The sequence below is a fragment of the Agrobacterium sp. 22-223-1 genome, from assembly GCF_053522385.1.
Genome location: NZ_JBNWCN010000001.1, coordinates 451817 through 468439 on the forward strand (window position 1 = coordinate 451817; position 16623 = coordinate 468439).

16 protein-coding genes and 1 tRNA gene are annotated in these 16623 nt (G+C 59.5%); 4 read left to right on the forward strand and 13 right to left on the reverse strand.

Annotated features, from left to right (window positions below; all coding sequences use genetic code 11):
- Positions 1 to 52 precede the first annotated feature (52 nt).
- A complete protein-coding gene (locus ACQZ60_RS02255; protein WP_448734687.1) occupies positions 53 to 3562 on the reverse strand; it encodes a PAS domain-containing hybrid sensor histidine kinase/response regulator in 3510 nt (1169 codons plus the stop codon).
- A 219-nt stretch (positions 3563 to 3781) separates the two neighbouring features.
- On the opposite strand from ACQZ60_RS02255, the gene mscL reads away from it, so the two are divergent.
- The 3 genes from mscL to galE all read left to right on the forward strand — a co-directional run bounded on the left by mscL (position 3782) and on the right by galE (position 6890).
- Positions 3782 to 4210 (forward strand): large conductance mechanosensitive channel protein MscL, encoded by a 429-nt coding sequence (mscL, locus tag ACQZ60_RS02260; protein WP_003522754.1) that lies wholly within the window; start codon positions 3782 to 3784, stop codon positions 4208 to 4210.
- 154 nt (positions 4211 to 4364) lie between these two features.
- On the forward strand, positions 4365 to 5531 hold the full coding sequence (locus ACQZ60_RS02265) for a pyridoxal phosphate-dependent aminotransferase (RefSeq protein ID WP_448734688.1): 1167 nt from the start codon (positions 4365 to 4367) through the stop codon (positions 5529 to 5531).
- 327 nt (positions 5532 to 5858) lie between these two features.
- Entirely contained in the window at positions 5859 to 6890 is a 1032-nt protein-coding gene (gene galE, locus ACQZ60_RS02270; protein ID WP_035262779.1) for a UDP-glucose 4-epimerase GalE, read from the forward strand.
- Between the two features lie 12 nt (positions 6891 to 6902).
- Here the strand turns inward: galE and ACQZ60_RS02275 are convergent, their stop codons facing one another.
- From ACQZ60_RS02275 to ACQZ60_RS02320, 10 genes are all read right to left on the reverse strand, one after another.
- On the reverse strand, positions 6903 to 7736 hold the full coding sequence (locus ACQZ60_RS02275; protein WP_035262775.1) for a DUF6030 family protein: 834 nt from the start codon (positions 7734 to 7736) through the stop codon (positions 6903 to 6905).
- A gap of 150 nt (positions 7737 to 7886) precedes the next feature.
- Complete coding sequence (gene yacG / locus ACQZ60_RS02280) at positions 7887 to 8114, reverse strand: DNA gyrase inhibitor YacG (RefSeq protein WP_448734689.1); 228 nt, start codon at positions 8112 to 8114, stop codon at positions 7887 to 7889.
- A 3-nt stretch (positions 8115 to 8117) separates the two neighbouring features.
- Positions 8118 to 8741 carry a Maf-like protein gene (locus tag ACQZ60_RS02285; protein ID WP_020010410.1) on the reverse strand — a complete coding sequence of 208 codons (624 nt, stop codon included), beginning with the start codon at positions 8739 to 8741 and terminating at the stop codon, positions 8118 to 8120.
- 33 nt (positions 8742 to 8774) lie between these two features.
- A complete protein-coding gene (infA, locus tag ACQZ60_RS02290; protein ID WP_003503453.1) occupies positions 8775 to 8993 on the reverse strand; it encodes a translation initiation factor IF-1 in 219 nt (72 codons plus the stop codon).
- Positions 8994 to 9136: 143 nt separating this feature from the next.
- Positions 9137 to 9625 (reverse strand): arsenate-mycothiol transferase ArsC, encoded by a 489-nt coding sequence (locus ACQZ60_RS02295; RefSeq protein WP_004432476.1) that lies wholly within the window; start codon positions 9623 to 9625, stop codon positions 9137 to 9139.
- Between the two features lie 2 nt (positions 9626 to 9627).
- Positions 9628 to 10101: a UPF0262 family protein gene (locus tag ACQZ60_RS02300; RefSeq protein ID WP_004432477.1), complete on the reverse strand. Its 474-nt coding sequence runs from the start codon at positions 10099 to 10101 to the stop codon at positions 9628 to 9630.
- Between the two features lie 3 nt (positions 10102 to 10104).
- A complete protein-coding gene (gene hisD, locus ACQZ60_RS02305; protein ID WP_035262767.1) occupies positions 10105 to 11403 on the reverse strand; it encodes a histidinol dehydrogenase in 1299 nt (432 codons plus the stop codon).
- Positions 11404 to 11536: 133 nt separating this feature from the next.
- Complete coding sequence (locus ACQZ60_RS02310; protein ID WP_004432481.1) at positions 11537 to 11977, reverse strand: DUF2948 family protein; 441 nt, start codon at positions 11975 to 11977, stop codon at positions 11537 to 11539.
- Between the two features lie 114 nt (positions 11978 to 12091).
- Entirely contained in the window at positions 12092 to 13384 is a 1293-nt protein-coding gene (murA, locus tag ACQZ60_RS02315; RefSeq protein WP_004432483.1) for a UDP-N-acetylglucosamine 1-carboxyvinyltransferase, read from the reverse strand.
- 103 nt (positions 13385 to 13487) lie between these two features.
- Positions 13488 to 13754, reverse strand: coding sequence for a hypothetical protein (locus ACQZ60_RS02320; RefSeq protein ID WP_448734690.1), 267 nt, complete (start codon positions 13752 to 13754; stop codon positions 13488 to 13490).
- A gap of 155 nt (positions 13755 to 13909) precedes the next feature.
- Between ACQZ60_RS02320 and ACQZ60_RS02325 the strand changes: the two genes are divergently transcribed.
- A tRNA-Thr gene (locus ACQZ60_RS02325) sits at positions 13910 to 13984 on the forward strand.
- A gap of 187 nt (positions 13985 to 14171) precedes the next feature.
- Here ACQZ60_RS02325 and ACQZ60_RS02330 read toward each other — a convergent pair.
- On the reverse strand, positions 14172 to 15113 hold the full coding sequence (locus tag ACQZ60_RS02330; protein WP_059760551.1) for a flagellin N-terminal helical domain-containing protein: 942 nt from the start codon (positions 15111 to 15113) through the stop codon (positions 14172 to 14174).
- Positions 15114 to 15353: 240 nt separating this feature from the next.
- Positions 15354 to 16316: a flagellin N-terminal helical domain-containing protein gene (locus ACQZ60_RS02335; RefSeq protein ID WP_142778667.1), complete on the reverse strand. Its 963-nt coding sequence runs from the start codon at positions 16314 to 16316 to the stop codon at positions 15354 to 15356.
- Positions 16317 to 16623: the final 307 nt, after the last annotated feature.

Sequence of the window (16623 nt, forward strand, 5' to 3'; positions counted from 1 at the left end):
GTCTGTTTTTTGAAGGTCAAAACCGCTCCCGGATCGCAAGGTCCGGGAGTTTTTATTCGGCCGCTGCCCGCACCGTACTGGATATCTGGTTGATATAGGCCCGCAGCGCCGCCGGTTTGACCGGTTTGTGCTGAACCGAAATCCCGTATTTTTCGGCATCGCTGCGCACTTCCGGGCTGCGGTCCGCCGTCACCAGCAGGGCAGGGATCGTCTTGCCGTAAAATGTCCTGATGAGACGGATGGCGCTGATGCCGTCGCCATCGTCCAGATGGTAATCGGCGACGATGACGTCGGGAGCTTCGGTCAAAGTGAGGAAGGGCTCCTCAAGCGTCGCCACGGAACCTGCGGGTAAAACCTCACAGCCCCATCCCGTCAAGAGCAGCGTCATGCCCTCGAGGATTTTCGGCTCGTTGTCGATGCACAGGACCCGGACGCCCTGAAGGCGGTCGCTGGCCGCGGGACTGATTGTCCCGCCATCGGCTTTGGTCGGTACGAGGCGATCCGCCTCGCGCGGCAGGTGGATGCGGAAGGTTGTGCCTTTTCCGGGGGTGGAAATCAGCTGGACCGGATGGTGCAGCATGCGCGACAGCCGGTCGACGATAGAAAGACCGAGCCCGAGGCCGGACGCCGTTCTCGCACCCTCGTCCAACCGGGCGAATTCCTTGAAGACGGTGCGAAACTTGGATGAAGGAATGCCGATACCGGAATCCGTCACCTGAATGACCACTTCGCCGCCCCGGCGGCGCGCGCCGACGACCACCTTGCCCTTCAGCGTGTATTTGATGGCGTTGGAAACCAGGTTCTGTATCAGACGCCGCAGGAGATTGGGGTCCGAGCGGACCGTGAGCGAGGTCGGCATGACCACGAGGTCGAGGTTCTTCTCCTGCGCCATCGGCGCGAAATCGGTTTCGATGCGTTTCAGCAGCTCATTCAGCGGCACGGATGTCATGCGCGCCTTCATCGAGCCGGTGTCGAGACGGGAAATATCGAGAACCGCGCCGAGAATGGTTTCGACCGATTCCAGCGCCGAATCGATATTGTGGACGAGATCGCTTTCTCCCGATGCGCCAAGCCGTTCGACCAGCGAGGAAGAATAGAGGCGGGCGGCATTCAGCGGCTGGAGAATATCGTGGCCGGCGGCGGCGAAAAACCGCGTCTTGCCGATATTCGCCTCGTCGGCGGATGCCCTCGCTTCCGCCAGTTCGCGGTTGACGCGGGTAAGCTCCACTGTTCGCTCCGCCACGCGCTGCTCCAGCGTCTCGTTTGCCTGTTTCAGCGCCTGATCGCTCGCAACACGCTGGGTGATATCGGTGAAGGTGGCGACGATGCCCTTGTCCGGCATGGTGTTGGAGCGCACTTCGATGATGCGCTCGCCGCCCGCCAGCACCAGCGAGAAGGGCAGGTCCATTGTCAGGAAGCTGGTAATCAGCTCGTTCGTGTCGCCGTCAGGCATGTCGCCGCGTTCCTGCAGCATCGAAACGATATCCGTGAGCGGTACGCCGACCTGCCCGAATTGCTCGGGCAAATCCAGCAGCGTGCGGAAGCGCCGGTTCCAGATGGTGAGCTGCTGCGAACTGTCGAAAACCGCAATGCCCTGATCCATCTGGGCGAGCGCGGTCTGCAGCATGTCCTGATTATATTGCAGGGCCTCGCTTGCCTGATCGAGCAGCCATGCCGTGTCCGCGCTGGTATCTTCCGCCTTCTGAAGAATGATCGAAAGCACCAGGCGGGCGGAGGAGGAGCCGATGGCGCTGCCCAGCAACTGTTCGGAGAAATGGATCAGCGCCATGTCCGCCGGCTGATCGTCATTGAGCTTCCTGCCCGCTGTCTTTTCATAGGTCGCGAGTGACCGCAGCATGCGCTCCTCGCCGAGATAACGGGCGACCGCGCTTTTGAGGTCGCCGACGCTGACACGGGTTTTCCAGCCGCGCGTGGCGAATTGCGATTTCGAGTGGCGCTTGACGAAGATGCCGGACTGGATGCGCTCCACCGGCCTCGGATTGCGCGAAAGCGAGCCGAGCACGAAGGCAAGGCTGTTGACGAGCAGGCTGAGAATGACCGCATTCACGAACGGGTCGGCTTCAGGTCCGTTGAACACCGTGCTGCCGGAAAACAGGAAGCCGAGAATATTCGCCGCTACCTCGGAATTATCAGGCCCACCGAAGCTTGGCAGGAACAGCAGATAGGCCCAGACGAAAAAACCGGAACTCAGCCCGGCGATCGCGCCGCGCGCATTGGCGCGCCGCCAGAACAGCCCGCCGAACAAGGCAGGAGCCATCTGAGCGATGGCGGCGAATGCCAGAAGGCCGATGGAGGCGAGGCCCGTGGCGCTGTCGGCGGCGCGATAATAGCCATAGCCCAGAAGCAGCACCGCAAAGATTGCCGTCCTGCGGATGTTGAGCAGCGTCTTGGCGAAGTCGTCCCGGTGCGGAGAACGGTTCAGCAGCTTCTGCCGCAGAAAGATCGGCATGACGATATCGTTGGAAATCATGATCGATAGCGCCACCGAAGCGACGATCACCATCGCGGTCGCCGCCGAAAATCCGCCGATGAAGGTGATCAGCGACACGACCGGCATTTGGTGATTGAGCGGCAATTGCAGCACGTAGAGGTCGGCATCGCCATTGGCGCCGAGCGTCAGAATGCCGGCCAGCGCAATCGGCAGCACGAAGATGTTGATCGCGATGAGATAAAGCGGCAGCAGGAACCCCGCCATGCGCAGCTCTTGCGGGGTGCGGTTTTCAACCACAGTGACGTGGAACTGGCGCGGCAGCAGGATGATGGCGAAGCAGGAAAGCAGCGTCATCACGATCCAGCGGCTGACGGGCGTGTGATAGGATATGGCCCGCATGGCCTGTTCGTTCTCGGAGGCGAGTTGCCATAGGTGCACGGGACCGTCGAAGAGCACGAAGAGCACGTAAAAGCCGACGGTGCACATCGCGACCAGCTTGACCAGCGATTCCATCGAGATCGCCAGAATGAGCCCGTCCTGATGTTCGGTGGCATCGGTGTGCCGGGTGCCGAACATGACGGCAAACCCCGCCATGACGATGGTGACGACCAGCGGCAGATCGAGGAAATAAAGATTGCCGCTGCCAATGCCATAATCGCCGGGATCGACCATCGTCGCCACCGAGCTGGAAACGGCTTTCAGCTGCAGCGCGATATAGGGAATGGCGCCGACGAGCGCGATGATGGCGACGATCATCGCCACGGTGGAGTTCTTGCCGTAACGGGCGGCAATGAAATCCGCAACGGACGTCAGCTTTTCCGTTTTCGCCAGTTCGACGATGCGGCGGATGATCGGCATGCCGATGGTGAAGGCAAGGATCGGACCGGTATAGATGCCGAGGAATTCCAGCCCCCTGTCTGCCGCGAGCCCCACGCCGCCGAAATAGGTCCAGGAGGTGCAATAGATCGCCAGGCTGAGCGCATAGACGAACGGACGCCCCTTGTTCGGAGCGTTTCTTTTGCGGCTCTTCCTGTCCCCATAGCTTGCAACCGCAAACAGCAGCAGGACATAAGCGAAGGCCGAACCGAATATGATCCACCCAGGAAGCACGCATCCTCCCCATGCAAGAATTCCCTGATATCAAGCATAGGCGAATTCCACGCCGTTGAGAATGAGCGCGGTCTGAGCATAAAGTTCAAGGTGAGCGTGCAAAAAAGCTAATAAATGCAATCCCGCGGATTCCAAATGACGCCCGGACCCTATATGGTTCGACCCGTAGGGACAGTCACATAGCTTCAGCTCGCGAAGCAGGAGAGAGGGACAATCTGAATGCTTAACGAATTTAAAACCTTCATTGCCCGCGGCAATGTCATGGATCTGGCCGTGGGTGTTATTATCGGTGCGGCTTTCAGCAAGATCGTCGACTCCGTCGTCAACGATCTCATCATGCCGATTGTCGGCGCGATCTTCGGCGGGTTCGATTTTTCGAACTACTTCCTGCCGCTGAGCTCCAGCGTCAACGCCACGTCGCTCGCCGCCGCCCGCGATCAGGGCGCCGTCTTCGCCTACGGCAACTTTCTGACGGTTCTCATCAACTTCCTTATCCTGGCCTGGATCATTTTCCTGATGGTCAAGGGCGTCAACAAGCTTCGTGATTCCGTTGAGCGCAAGAAGGTCGAGGAAAAGCCGGAAGCAGCACCGCCGCCGGAAGACGTCAAGCTCCTCACCGAAATCCGCGATCTGCTGAAGACGCGTTGATTGCCGCTATCGTCCCCGGCCTGATGTGCCGGCCCATGAGGCCGGCGATCTCCTGCCGGGGATGACCCATAAAGAAAATCCATGATCGCCTCACGGAATATCATGCACATGGCTGGTTCGATGCGATAAGAAGGCACCAAACGGAGTGTCTTTAATGTCCATTTTGAACAGTCTGAGTGCGCGCTCTCTGGCGGCTCCCGAGAGCGGCATCGTTGAAGTCGTGAATTATGCGAGGGGGCGGGACAATCTCCTGCCGCTGTGGGTCGGCGAAGGCGATCTGCCGAGCCCGGACTTCATCAATCGGGCCGCCATCGATGGGCTGAACAACGGCGAAACCTTCTATACCTGGCAGCGCGGCATTCCCGAATTGCGCCAGGCGCTGAGCCGCTATTATCAACGTCATTTCGCAGCGTCGCTGCCGCCGGAGCATTTTTACGCGACCGGTTCCGGCATGCAGGCCATCGTGCTTGCCGTGCAGGCGCTGACCTCGCCCGGCGACGAAATGATCTATCTGTCTCCGACATGGCCGAATATCGTGGCTGCCATCGGCGTGGCGGGTGCGAAGGCGGTTCCGGTCGGCATCGATTTCCGCGACGGCCGCTGGGATCTCGATATCAACAGGCTGGAAAGCGCGATCACCGGCAAGACGAAGGCGCTTTTCATCAATACGCCCTCCAACCCGACCGGTTGGACGGCGACGCTCGACAATCTCCGCGACGTTCTGGCTCTCGCCCGCAAACACGATCTGTGGATCGTCGCCGACGAGATTTATGCGCTTTATCATTATTCCGGCAGCCGTGCGCCGTCCTTCCTTGATGTCATGGAGCCGGATGACAAGATCGTCTTCGCCAATTCCTTCTCGAAGAACTGGTCCATGACCGGCTGGCGCGTCGGCTGGCTTGTCGCCCCGCCGGCCATCGGTCAGGTGATCGAGAATCTCATTCAATATTCCACCTCAGGCGTGGCGCAATTCATGCAGCGCGGCGCTGTTGCCGCCCTCGATCACGGCGATGGTTTCGTCCGCGAAAATTACGAACGCGCTTTGACGTCCCGCGATATTCTCTGCGATGCGCTCATCGCGACGAACCGTGTGGAAACCCTGAAGCCGGACGGCGCCCTTTACGCCTTCCTCAAGATTGACGGCGTGACGGACAGCCGGGCGACGGCGCTCGATATTGTCGACAAGACCGGGGTTGGTCTTGCGCCCGGCACGGCCTTTGGCCCGGGAGGGGAACTGTTTCTCCGGGCCTGTTTCCTGCGCAACCCCAGGCAGATAGAAGACGCGGCCGAGCGGCTGGCATCCTATATCCTCGGCAGGTAAGCGTCGGCTTTCCGTGCAATGGTTTCCCCTGCCGTGCCGGGATCGCGCTGCGGTAGGGAAATCGACAACAAAATCACAGCGAAGACCTAAAACTGCAACCCCACGGCGCAACCATCGACGTGGGGCATTTTCTGTGATATGCGCTCCTAGTTCCATTTATGAGAACATTTTCACTAATAGATAAAAAGCACTTCATTGCGCTAACCAATCGTAAGCCACCTTTTTAATGGGGTGGTGGATTGGCTGCGTATTCGCTGTGCAAGTAATCAATGATGAAGAATTATTGGCTTTGATGAGCTCAAGAAAAGCAAACAGGGAAGTAGTGTCATGGCTGTTCTGGTCACGGGTGGGGCCGGTTATATAGGAAGCCACATGGTGTGGGCTTTGCTCGATGCCGGGGAAGAGGTCGTTGTCGTCGACCGGCTTTCGACGGGGTCGCGCTGGGCTGTTGCGCCGGCGGCGCGTTTTTATCTGGGCGATGCGGCGGACCGCGCCCTGCTGGACCAGATTTTCGAAGAAAACCAGATCGAGACCATTTTCCATTTCGCAGGCTCTGTCAGCGTTCCTGAATCGATCAGCCAGCCGCTCGAATATTACGAAAACAATACGGGCACGACCCGCGCCCTCGTCGCTGCGGCGGTCGCCCATGGCATCCGCAATTTCATCTTCTCCTCGACGGCCGCCGTCTATGGAAACCAGCCCTTTGATGGCCCGGTTCCTGAAACCGCGATCCTCAGCCCGGAAAACCCCTACGGCCTGTCGAAACTCGCCTCTGAAATCATGCTGCGCGATGTCGTGCAGGCGCATGATTTCAACTATGTGGCGCTGCGTTATTTCAACGTCGCCGGAGCCGACCCGCAGGGCCGCGCCGGGCCTTCGCCCACGGGCGTGGCAAACCTCATCAAAGTCGCCTGCGAAGCCGCAACCGGTCGCCGCGACCGGGTGGAAGTTTACGGAACGGACTACCCGACCGCCGATGGCACCGGCGTCCGCGACTATATTCATGTCAGCGACCTGATCGACGCCCATATGCTGGCCATGGCGCATCTGCGCGCCGGCGGCGGCACCCGCACGCTCAATTGCGGTTATGGCGTCGGTTATTCGGTTCTGGACGTCCTGCAGGCCGTGCAGCGGGAATCGGAACGCGATTTCCCGATCATCCATTGTCCGCGCCGCCCTGGCGATATTGCGACCATGGTGGCGGATTCATCGCGTATCCAGTCGGAACTGGGCTGGCGTCCCCGCTTCAACGATCTGGCGACAATCGTTCGCACCGCGCTTCAGTGGGAGGCCAAACGTCAGGCCCAGCAAAGCGACAGGATTCCGCCGGTGCGGCGCAAGCTGGCTGCAATAGGCTGAGCGGCCTACGCCTCACCGGACACGGTCTTTCTTGACGGACGCATAGAGCGCCGGCCGATCCGGTGGAGCGGCTGGGCTAAGCCAGCGATCCCGGTCGAAGAAACTGCGTGTCAGCTTCAACCCCGGCGATTGTTCGTTTGCGAGCAAAATCACGTTCAGGCGATGCGGCGCCGTCGGTTCCGGTTTTATGGAAACCGAAATACCGAAATGTTGTGCCTGATAGGGCTGCATCCGGCGTGCCGGCTCAAGCATGTCCGCCAGATCGGCCCAGCGTGTCTGTCCGATAATCATGGCGAGCGCTTCATCGAGCTTCGTCAGAACGGCCGCGCCGTCCGGTGTCTTGGGCGCAACGGCCTTCATCCGGATGGAGCGAATTTCTCCCGAGGCTTCCCCCCTGATTTCAAGAAAGAGCGATGCCCGCTCGGCCGGGTCCGATGCGTTTCCTGCCGCAAGATCGGCCATGCATTCGAAATTGCGGATGTTGACCGGGCTCGCGTGCCAGCCTCGCGGGTTGGAGAAACCTGCGGCGGTAAAGCGGTCGCAGAGCTCCTTGCCGGAAACAACGAAATCGCGGGCGAAAGATGCTCTGTCGCCCACTTGCTCGAACTTCAGCAGATGCGGCGGCAGAGAGACTTTTTGGACGGCGAGTTTCTGCCGCTTGACGGGCTTCATCTTCGGTGGCGTGGCGGATTGTATGGCGGGCGCCAGATTGAGATAGGCCAGCAGGCTTTTGAGGTGCTTCTTGTCATTGGCCAGCAGCACCGTCGCGCCTATGGCAAGGCAAACGGCCAGCACCGCAAACAGCAGCGCGCCATGGCTCACTCTCTTTTGCAAGCCTGCGTCCATCGCAAGACCTTAAGGGGCTGGCGGAAAAAGGCGTCAGCCGGTTCTGATATGGTTTTTCGGGCTGTCGGCAACCCGGTGAATATGTGGTGTGAGCGGTGGCTCTGAAAATCTTATGCAATTCACCGCCGAGGTTTCCGGCGGTGCACGGTCTCATTCGGCGTTATTTTTAGCGCCGTCCTGTCCGCCGGCGCTGCTCTCATCGTCCGCAACCGGAATGGCGTAGGAGCCGTTCAGCCAGCGGGCGAGATCGAGCGAGCGGCAGCGATCCGAACAGAAAGGATAGTCTTCGCGCGTCGAGGGCCGCCCGCATTCCGGGCATGGCTGGGATTTGCGAAGCGGGGTGACGTTTCCAGTGCCTTCGGTGGGGGACTTTGCCATGGCCTATCCTTCGAGCCAGCCCGAAGTCACCTCAAATCCTTCTCCGGAAAGAAGCGACATGGTTTCATAAAGCGGCAGGCCGACGACATTGGTATAGGAGCCGGTCAGTTTCTGCACGAAGGCGCCGGCAATGCCCTGGATGCCATAGGCTCCCGCTTTGCCGCGCCACTGGCCCGACGCGATGTAAGCCTCGATCTCCCGCGTGGAGAGGCGCTTGAAGCGCACCTTGGTCTCCGCCACCTTCTGGCGGATCTTGCCGCCGGGGGTCACGAGGCAGATGCCGGTATAGACCCAATGGCTGCGTCCCGAGAGAAGATGCAGCGCCGCCGAGGCCTCTTCCGTATATTCGGCCTTGCCGACGATGCGGCGACCGACGGCGACCACCGTATCGGATCCCAGAACATAGGCGTCTTTCCACGCCTGTTCGTTCTTCAGCGCCGCCTGCGCGGCTTCCGCCTTCTGCAGTGACAGACGGCGGCAGAGCGTGCGCGGATGCTCGAGCTTGGCCGGCGTCTCGTCGATATCCATCGGCATCAGACGTGCCGGTTCGATACCGATCTGATGCAGCAGCTCCAGACGCCGCGGCGAGCCGGATGCCAGAACGAGCTTTTGTTTTGAATTGGTCATTGCGCTGCCCGGGCGTCCGATGCGGAAGGTGGATTACTTGAAGCGATAGGTGATGCGGCCCTTGGTGAGGTCGTAAGGCGTCATTTCGACCAGCACCTTGTCGCCGGCCAGAACGCGGATACGGTTCTTGCGCATGCGGCCCGCCGTGTGGGCGATGATTTCGTGGTCGTTCTCAAGCTTCACGCGGAATGTTGCGTTCGGCAGCAATTCGGTTACGATGCCCGGGAATTCAAGGACTTCTTCTTTTGTCATGTAAGGGTTTTCTTCCTGTTGATAGTGCCGGACATATCGAGTCCGGGAAAATTGCGCGGAAACTACACAATCCCGGCACATTTGTGAACCTCTAAAGCATCGGCTTGAAAATCGCGATTGATTTTAACAGGCCGAGGCAGTTTTCAGTCTTTTGAAAGCGTATCCGCCACCGGCTGCTGCCGCCTCGGCAGTCGTTCCGAGATCAGCTTTGCCAGATGGTCCCGCACCTCGCGATAGGCGTCAAGAATCTGCTCGCGCGTGCCTGTGATCACCGTCGGGTCCATGGTCGGCCAATAGACCACGTCGAGCGAATTCGAGCGCGTCAGTTCCAGTGCGGCGTGATGGGCTTCCGGCGTCAATGTAATGATCAGATCGAAAAAATCATCCTCGATCTCGTCCAGAGTGCGCGGTTTGTGCTTGCCGAGCGAAAAACCCTGTTCTTCCAGCACCGCATCCACGAATGGATCGCGCTCGCCGGCTCGCACGCCGGCGGACTGGATGTAGATGCCGGGCGCCACCAGCCGTTTGGCGATGACCTCCGCCATGGGGGAACGGATGGAGTTCATGCCGCACATGAAGAGGACCGATTTGGGCGCTCGTCCCTCGTTTGGCGCTGCGGCAGGATCGATCATCTCTAACCCCGCCAATAAAGCACGCAGACAAGGGTGAAGAGGCGGCGCGCCGTGTCGAAATCTATCCTGATCTTGCCCGAAAGCCGGTCCATCAGCGTCTGCGAGCCATCATTGTGAATGCCGCGCCGGCCCATGTCGATCGCCTCGATCTGGCTCGGCGTAGAGGAGCGGATCGCTTCGTAATAGCTTTCGCAGATCAGGAAATAATCCTTGATGATGCGGCGGAACGGCGTCAGCGACAGAATGTGGGTCGCGACATCCTTCTCGTCTTCGGTGCGGATCGAAAAAACCAGCTTGGCATCGACCAGCGATATATGCAGCCGATAGGGGCCGCCATCATGGCCGAAAGGTTCGAAGCTGTTTTCTTCGATCAGGTCGAAAATGGCGACGGCGCGTTCATGCTCAACGTCGGGCGTGGACCGGCCGATGCTGTCGTCCAGTACCACGTCGCAAAGCCGGAAATCGCCTGAAGCCATCGCTTAACTTTCCGGATTGAGGCGAATGGAGACGGAACGCGCATGCGCGTCCAGTCCCTCGGACCGGGCAAGGGTGATGGCCGCGGGTGCAAGCTGTCGCAACTGCTCCGGCCCAAGCCGCAGGATCGAGGTGCGCTTGACGAAATCCAGCACCGAGAGGCCAGAGGAGAAGCGCGCCGACCGGGCCGTCGGAAGCACGTGGTTGGAGCCGCCGACATAATCGCCGATCACTTCCGGCGTATGGCGTCCGACGAAGATCGCGCCCGCATTGCGGATATGCGCCATCAGGGCATCCGGGTCATCGACGGCAAGTTCCAGATGCTCGGCGGCGATGCGGTTGGCGAGCGGAATGGCGTCGGTGAGCTTTTCGACCAGAATGACCGCGCCGAAATCGGCCCAGCTTGCCGCCGCCGTCTCGGAGCGTGACAGGCGCTTCAACTGTCGCTCGACAGCGGCTTCAACGGCCTTGCCGAGTTCGGCATTGTCGGTGATGAGGATGGATTGCGCGCCGCGATCATGCTCCGCCTGCGCCAGAAGATCGGCGGCAAGCCAGTCGGGATCATTGTCCCTGTCGGCAATGACAAGCACTTCGGAGGGACCGGCGATCATGTCGATGCCGACGGTGCCGAAGACCTGGCGTTTTGCGGCCGCCACATAGGCATTGCCGGGACCGACGATCTTGGCGACCGGTGCGATGGTTTCCGTGCCATAGGCAAGTGCGGCGACGGCCTGTGCGCCGCCGATGCGATAGATTTCTTCGACGCCCGCAATACGCGCCGCAGCCAGCACCGCCGGATTGACCGCGCCGCCATTGGCCGGCACGACCATGACGATGCGCTCCACACCGGCGACCCTGGCAGGCACGGCGTTCATCAGCACCGAGCTTGGATAGCTCGCCGTGCCGCCGGGCACATAAAGGCCCACAGCTTCGATGGCGGTCCAGCGCGAGCCGAGGCCCACGCCGATATCGTCCTCGTAAATATCATCCTTCGGCATCTGCCGCGCATGGTGTTTTTCGATACGCCGGGCAGCAAGTTCAAGCGCCTCGATGACGCTCTTGTCGACGGCGGCAAAGGCCGCATCGATCTCGTCCGCCGTGACACGCATCGAGACCTTGGTGAAATCGATACCGTCGAATTTCTGGGAATAATGGGCAAGGGCCGCATCGCCGCGATGTCGGACATCGTTGATGATGTCGCGAACGGTTGCGTTGACGTCTTCGGAAACTTCTCTCTTGGTTGTCAGGAAGGCCGCGAATTTCTGTTCGAAATCCGCCGACGCCTGCTCCAGCCAGATTGCCACGCCACTACCCTTTCATTGTCCCCGCGGGCGATCCCGCGAGGTGCACGAACTTACCGCAGAAAAATTGCGGCTCTGGTATGTGGCATAAATCGAAACGGTGACGAAAGGCAACCGTTGCAATGGCGCGGTGTGCTTATTCGCTGTCTGGATGATGCGGTTTGGCAGCCGTTTCCCATGCGCCGCTCACATCGGTCAATTGCGCTTCGATGCATTCGACATCGAGCGCGATGGCGCCGCCGCCCGAAAGCGTCAATTCCACGGCTCCATCTGGTCCTTCGCCGTTCTGCACGAAGCGGATGGCAAGAAGCGACAGCACCTGTTCCCTGTCGGCGCGGTTGATGCCGTGCGAGCGGACGGCCGAGACGCGTTTCAGGAAAACGACGCTTCGGCAGCGTTCCGGCGGCAGGTTCTTTTTGTCAGTGCTTTCCCAGACGAAACGGTTGGCGGAAAGCGTGAACTGGCCGTGCTTCGGCTCGAAGGCAACATCCTTCAGCTTGAAGACACTGTCCTGCATATGCGTCGAGATGACGGAGAGATCTTCAGTATCCAGCGCGAGCAATTTCAGGCCGCTCATCTTTTTCTTCCTTCTTCTGCGGTGCGGACCGCTATTTCCATGACTTACATTGGAAATAGGCAGTCCGGGCCCACTCTGCAACGGGTAGAAAACGGATGAGCGGCGAAGACAGGATCAATCGCTGACGCGTTCGACCAGCGCACCGCAGCGGGTGAGCTTTTCCTCAAGGCGTTCGAAGCCGCGATCGAGGTGGTAGACGCGCGAAACCATGGTCTCGCCTTCCGCCACGAGGCCGGCAATGACCAGCGATACGGAAGCGCGCAGGTCGGTCGCCATGACAGGCGCGCCCTTCAGGCGGGAGACGCCCTCGATGCGGGCCATCTGGCCGGAAAGCGAAATCTTCGCACCGAGACGGGCGAGTTCCTGCACATGCATGAAGCGGTTTTCAAAGATGGTTTCGGTGATATGCGAAACACCCTGCGAGCGGGTCATCAGCGCCATGAACTGCGCCTGCAGGTCGGTGGGGAAGCCGGGGAAGGGCTCGGTGACGATATCGACCGGCTGGATGCCGTTGCCGTTGCGCACGACGCGAAGGCCTGTCTCCGTCTCGCTGATCGTGGCGCCTGCAAGCCTCAGCGTGTCGAGCGCGTTGTCGAGCAGCGCTGCGCGCGTGCCTTCCAGCACCACGTCACCGCCGGTCATTGCCACTGCCATGGCATAGGTGCCGGTTTCGATACGATCCGGCAGAACGCGGTGACGTGCTCCAGAGAGCGAGGTGACGCCTTCGATGGTGATGGTAGAGGTGCCGGCGCCTTCGATCTTCGCGCCCATGGCGATCAGGCATTGCGCAAGATCTACCACTTCCGGCTCGCGGGCGGCGTTGTGGATGACGGTGGTGCCGCGGGCAAGGCTTGCGGCCATCAGCATCACATGCGTCGCGCCGACGGAAACTTTCGGGAAGGTGTAAACCGCGCCGATCAGACCGCCCTTGGGCGCCGTGGCGTTGATGTAGCCGCCATCGATCTCCATCGTTGCGCCAAGCGCCTCGAGGCCCTCGATGAACAGGTCGACCGGGCGCGTGCCGATGGCGCAGCCGCCGGGCAGGGAAACGCGGGCGCGGCCCTCACGCGCCAGAAGCGGGCCGATGACCCAGAAGCTTGCGCGCATCTTGGACACCAGCTCGTAAGGTGCGGTGGTATCGACAATGGTGCGGCAGGTGAAGTGCACGGTGCGGGAATAGGCTTCGCCCTGGCTTTCGCGGCGACCGTTGACGGAAATATCGACGCCGTGATTGCCGAGAATGCGGATGAGCTGCTCCACGTCCGCCAGATGCGGCACGTTTTCGAGCGTCAGCGTGTCGCTGGTCAGAAGCGATGCGATCATCAACGGCAAGGCGGCGTTTTTGGCGCCGGAGATGGGAATGATGCCGTTTAGCTTGTTGCCACCCGTAATTCTGATGCGATCCATGCGTCCCTACGGGCCTGTGCCCGCCTTTCTTTATCGTGCCTTGCGGAAAGGCGCGTCCTTAGACGAATTTCCGCGGCGTTTCAATTTATGCTTGGTGAATTCTCTATGAGGATGATTCGTCCGTTTTTGCGGCAGGCAGGCCAATCGTCTCGTCCTCTTCGCCGGCACGGCGCGCGCGAACCTGCTGTTTGCGCTTTAAAAGATTTTCACGAAGCTTCTTGGCCGCCCGCGCCTTGCGTTCCGCCTCGCGCTGCCGCGCCTTTTCGCCGGGCCCCGCCTGCGGCTTGCCATCGGCCACCGGGGCGGATGCTTCCGCGGAAGCGACGGCGGAAACCGATGCCTTTGCCTGTTTGTCATGATGTTCGTTCATAGATTCAGCAATATCTGAAAAATGTATTTTTCAACAGGGGGCACGCTTTTTTGCCCCGCTTGGTGAAGAATATCGTTTTGCGACTTGCGCTCGTCAAAAACCTATGGCAATAGGCCGCCACGCTTGATGCTGAAGCAAACGCTTCGGCACCGGATGCTGCTATAGCTCAGGGGTAGAGCACTCCCTTGGTAAGGGAGAGGCCGAGAGTTCAAATCTCTCTAGCAGCACCATTTCTCTCCGAAATTTCAAATGTTTACGCGGTTGTTGAACCGATCGCCTGCGGCGGTTGATGCATGCGCGCGCCGCGCAGTTAGCGGCAAATGGAAAACCGCGCCCCTTGCGAAGCGCGGTTTCCATATCCGAATATTCTGTTGCTGCCAGAGCGGGACGAAACCGCCCGTAGCCATCGGGCGCCGCTTACTGACGGAATAGCGACAGGATATTTTCGGAACTGGTATTGGCGATGGAAAGCGACTGGATGCCCAGCTGCTGCTGTGTCTGCAATGCCTTGAGGCGCGTTGATTCTTCGTTCATGTCCGCATCCACCAGGCGGCCGATGCCGCTGTCGATGGAGTCGGTGAGCTTGGAGATGAAGTCTTCCTGCAGGCCGATGCGCATCTTGATGGAGCCGAGGGCGGAAGATGCGCTGCTGAGCGACTGAAACGCGGTTTCGACATCGGTGAGAAGATTGCCGATCGTGTAGGTCGGGGGCGTTGCACTATCGAAAAGTTTGAGATCGATATCCCATACGGAAATGCCCGAGGCTACTCCGGCCTCTCCGATGATGCCTTTTGTGGTGTCGAGCGTTGCGGGCGTGCCGGTCAGGCCAAAAATCACATTGGGTGTTTCTGTCGCGGTCGTCGTATCGATAAGCGTATAGTCGGTTTTCGTCACGTTGACGGAACCGCTGCCGTCACGGACAAAGCCGGAAACGACGGTCTTTGCGCCGGTGCCCAGCAACCAGTTTTCACCGCTGAAAGATGCGCCCTGCGCAATCGATTCCAGCTGCTTTTTCAGCTGGTCGATTTCTTCCTGGATCTTTGTCTTGTCGACGCCCTCTTCGGTTGCCGCGACGATTTTCGATTTGATTTCCTTCACGACTTCGACGGCGCTTTCCATTGCGGAATAAGCGACATCGATCTTCGCGGCACCCAGTCCCAGTGCATCCTGAACCGCGGAAAGGGCCATGTTGTCCGAACGCATGGTGGTCGCGATCGACCAGTAAGCGGCGTTGTCGGAAGCCGTTTTAACGCGCAGCCCGGAAGAAACTCTGGATTGCGTGTCTTCGAGCTGGCCGCTGATTGCACGCAGTGTCTGAAGCGCCGACATGGCGGCGGTGTTTGTCAGAATACTTGTCATAATTGCCCCTCTGAGCTGGCTAAATGGGAAGGGACATTCCGGGATCGCCGGAAACGACAACGCGGCGTGATGCCTGTTAACCTCTTTTTCGTCTTGGTTAACGAGTCGTTTCGATGGCTTGATTTAGCGGTGATTTGGTTAATGAAGTCTTAATCAAGAAATTAATGAATTTTGCAGTCAATTGCACAAACAAAAACCGCGCCTTTCGGCGCGGTTGATTTTTTCGCTTTCGGTCTTCGATTAACGGAAGAGCGACAGGATGCTTTCGGAGTTGCTGTTGGCGATCGAGAGAGCCTGAACGCCGAGCTGCTGCTGGGTCTGCAGGGCCTTGAGGCGGGTGGACTCTTCGTTCATGTCAGCGTCCACGAGGCGGCCGATGCCCTTGTCGATGGAGTCGGACAGCTTGGAAGCGAAGTCTTCCTGCAGGCCGATACGCATGGAGAGCGAGCCGAGCTTGGCTGCGGCGCTCGTCATTGCCTTGAGAGCGTTTTCAACCAGCGTCAGTGCTTCGGCCATGTTGGTGGCGCGGTCTGCGGCTGCATACTGGGTGATGTCCAGTGTGTAGACGGACTGAGCGGTGACAGTCGTGAACGTTCCGGTCGTGCCGAGAATACCGCTCGTGTCGGGGGCGCCCGTGGCGTCAACCGAACCGAAAAGAGTGTTGCCGGTTGCGGTGTTGTCGAGGGCGTATTTCGTGGTCGTGACGTTAACGGCACCGCCGGTGGAGCGAACGAAGCCAGCGACGACCGACTTGTCCGGGTCCGTGCCGGGCGTGGTAGCGCCGAGGGTCGAAGTGCCTACGAGCCAGTTTTCGCCGTAGAAGGATGCGCCCTGTGCGATCGATACGAGCTGGTTCTGCAGCTGATCGATTTCTTCCTGAACCTTGGTGCGGTCGACGCCTTCTTCCGTTGCCGTGACCAGCTTTGCCTTGATTTCCTTAACGACTTCGATTGCCGATTCCATACCGGCAGAAGCGGTGTCTACCTTGGCGGCGCCGAGGCCGAGAGCGTCGGAAACCGAGGAAAGCGCCATGTTGTCGGAGCGCATGGTGGTCGCGATCGACCAGTAGGCAGCATTGTCAGCAGCTTCGCCAACGCGGAGGCCGGAGGAAACGCGTGCCTGGGTGGATTCCATGTTCTGGCCGATGGTGCGCAGAGTCTGGAGCGCAGACATTGCTGCGACATTGGTAATAATGCTCGTCATAGTAGTGTGCCCCTTGAATGGCTGATTAAAGAAGGGACATTCCGGTTTCACCGGGAACGGCGCACAGCATCATGCCTGCTAACTGGCTGATTTTTAACGTTAGCTCGCCGTTTCGATGAGCTTAGGTAACGCCAGTTTGGTTAATGAATTGATAAGCGGGAAAAGAAAATCAGCATTATGAAAATTCAAAATTACAACTCTCGCGCGTGCGCGCGCGTATCCCGAAATATTTAAAAAAAAGATAAGGCCGCATCCTTATTCGGGATGCGGCCTGTCTGGTGCATTCGGTTCGATTCAGCCTATCGAA

Excerpts from the sequence above, each read along its gene's own strand:
- ACQZ60_RS02265 (WP_448734688.1), top strand. The coding sequence starts at position 4,365 with ATGTCCATTTTGAACAGTCTGAGTGCGCGCTCTCTGGCGGCTCCCGAG.
- ACQZ60_RS02300 (WP_004432477.1), bottom strand. The coding sequence starts at position 10,101 with ATGGCTTCAGGCGATTTCCGGCTTTGCGACGTGGTACTGGACGACAGC.
- ACQZ60_RS02275 (WP_035262775.1), bottom strand. The coding sequence starts at position 7,736 with ATGGACGCAGGCTTGCAAAAGAGAGTGAGCCATGGCGCGCTGCTGTTT.
- ACQZ60_RS02310 (WP_004432481.1), bottom strand. The coding sequence starts at position 11,977 with ATGAGCGGCCTGAAATTGCTCGCGCTGGATACTGAAGATCTCTCCGTC.
- ACQZ60_RS02330 (WP_059760551.1), bottom strand. The coding sequence starts at position 15,113 with ATGACAAGTATTCTGACAAACACCGCCGCCATGTCGGCGCTTCAGACA.
- infA (WP_003503453.1), bottom strand. The coding sequence starts at position 8,993 with ATGACAAAAGAAGAAGTCCTTGAATTCCCGGGCATCGTAACCGAATTG.
- ACQZ60_RS02320 (WP_448734690.1), bottom strand. The coding sequence starts at position 13,754 with ATGAACGAACATCATGACAAACAGGCAAAGGCATCGGTTTCCGCCGTC.
- ACQZ60_RS02285 (WP_020010410.1), bottom strand. The coding sequence starts at position 8,741 with ATGACCAATTCAAAACAAAAGCTCGTTCTGGCATCCGGCTCGCCGCGG.
- murA (WP_004432483.1), bottom strand. The coding sequence starts at position 13,384 with ATGGATCGCATCAGAATTACGGGTGGCAACAAGCTAAACGGCATCATT.
- galE (WP_035262779.1), top strand. The coding sequence starts at position 5,859 with ATGGCTGTTCTGGTCACGGGTGGGGCCGGTTATATAGGAAGCCACATG.
- mscL (WP_003522754.1), top strand. The coding sequence starts at position 3,782 with ATGCTTAACGAATTTAAAACCTTCATTGCCCGCGGCAATGTCATGGAT.
- ACQZ60_RS02295 (WP_004432476.1), bottom strand. The coding sequence starts at position 9,625 with ATGATCGATCCTGCCGCAGCGCCAAACGAGGGACGAGCGCCCAAATCG.
- yacG (WP_448734689.1), bottom strand. The coding sequence starts at position 8,114 with ATGGCAAAGTCCCCCACCGAAGGCACTGGAAACGTCACCCCGCTTCGC.
- ACQZ60_RS02335 (WP_142778667.1), bottom strand. The coding sequence starts at position 16,316 with ATGACGAGCATTATTACCAATGTCGCAGCAATGTCTGCGCTCCAGACT.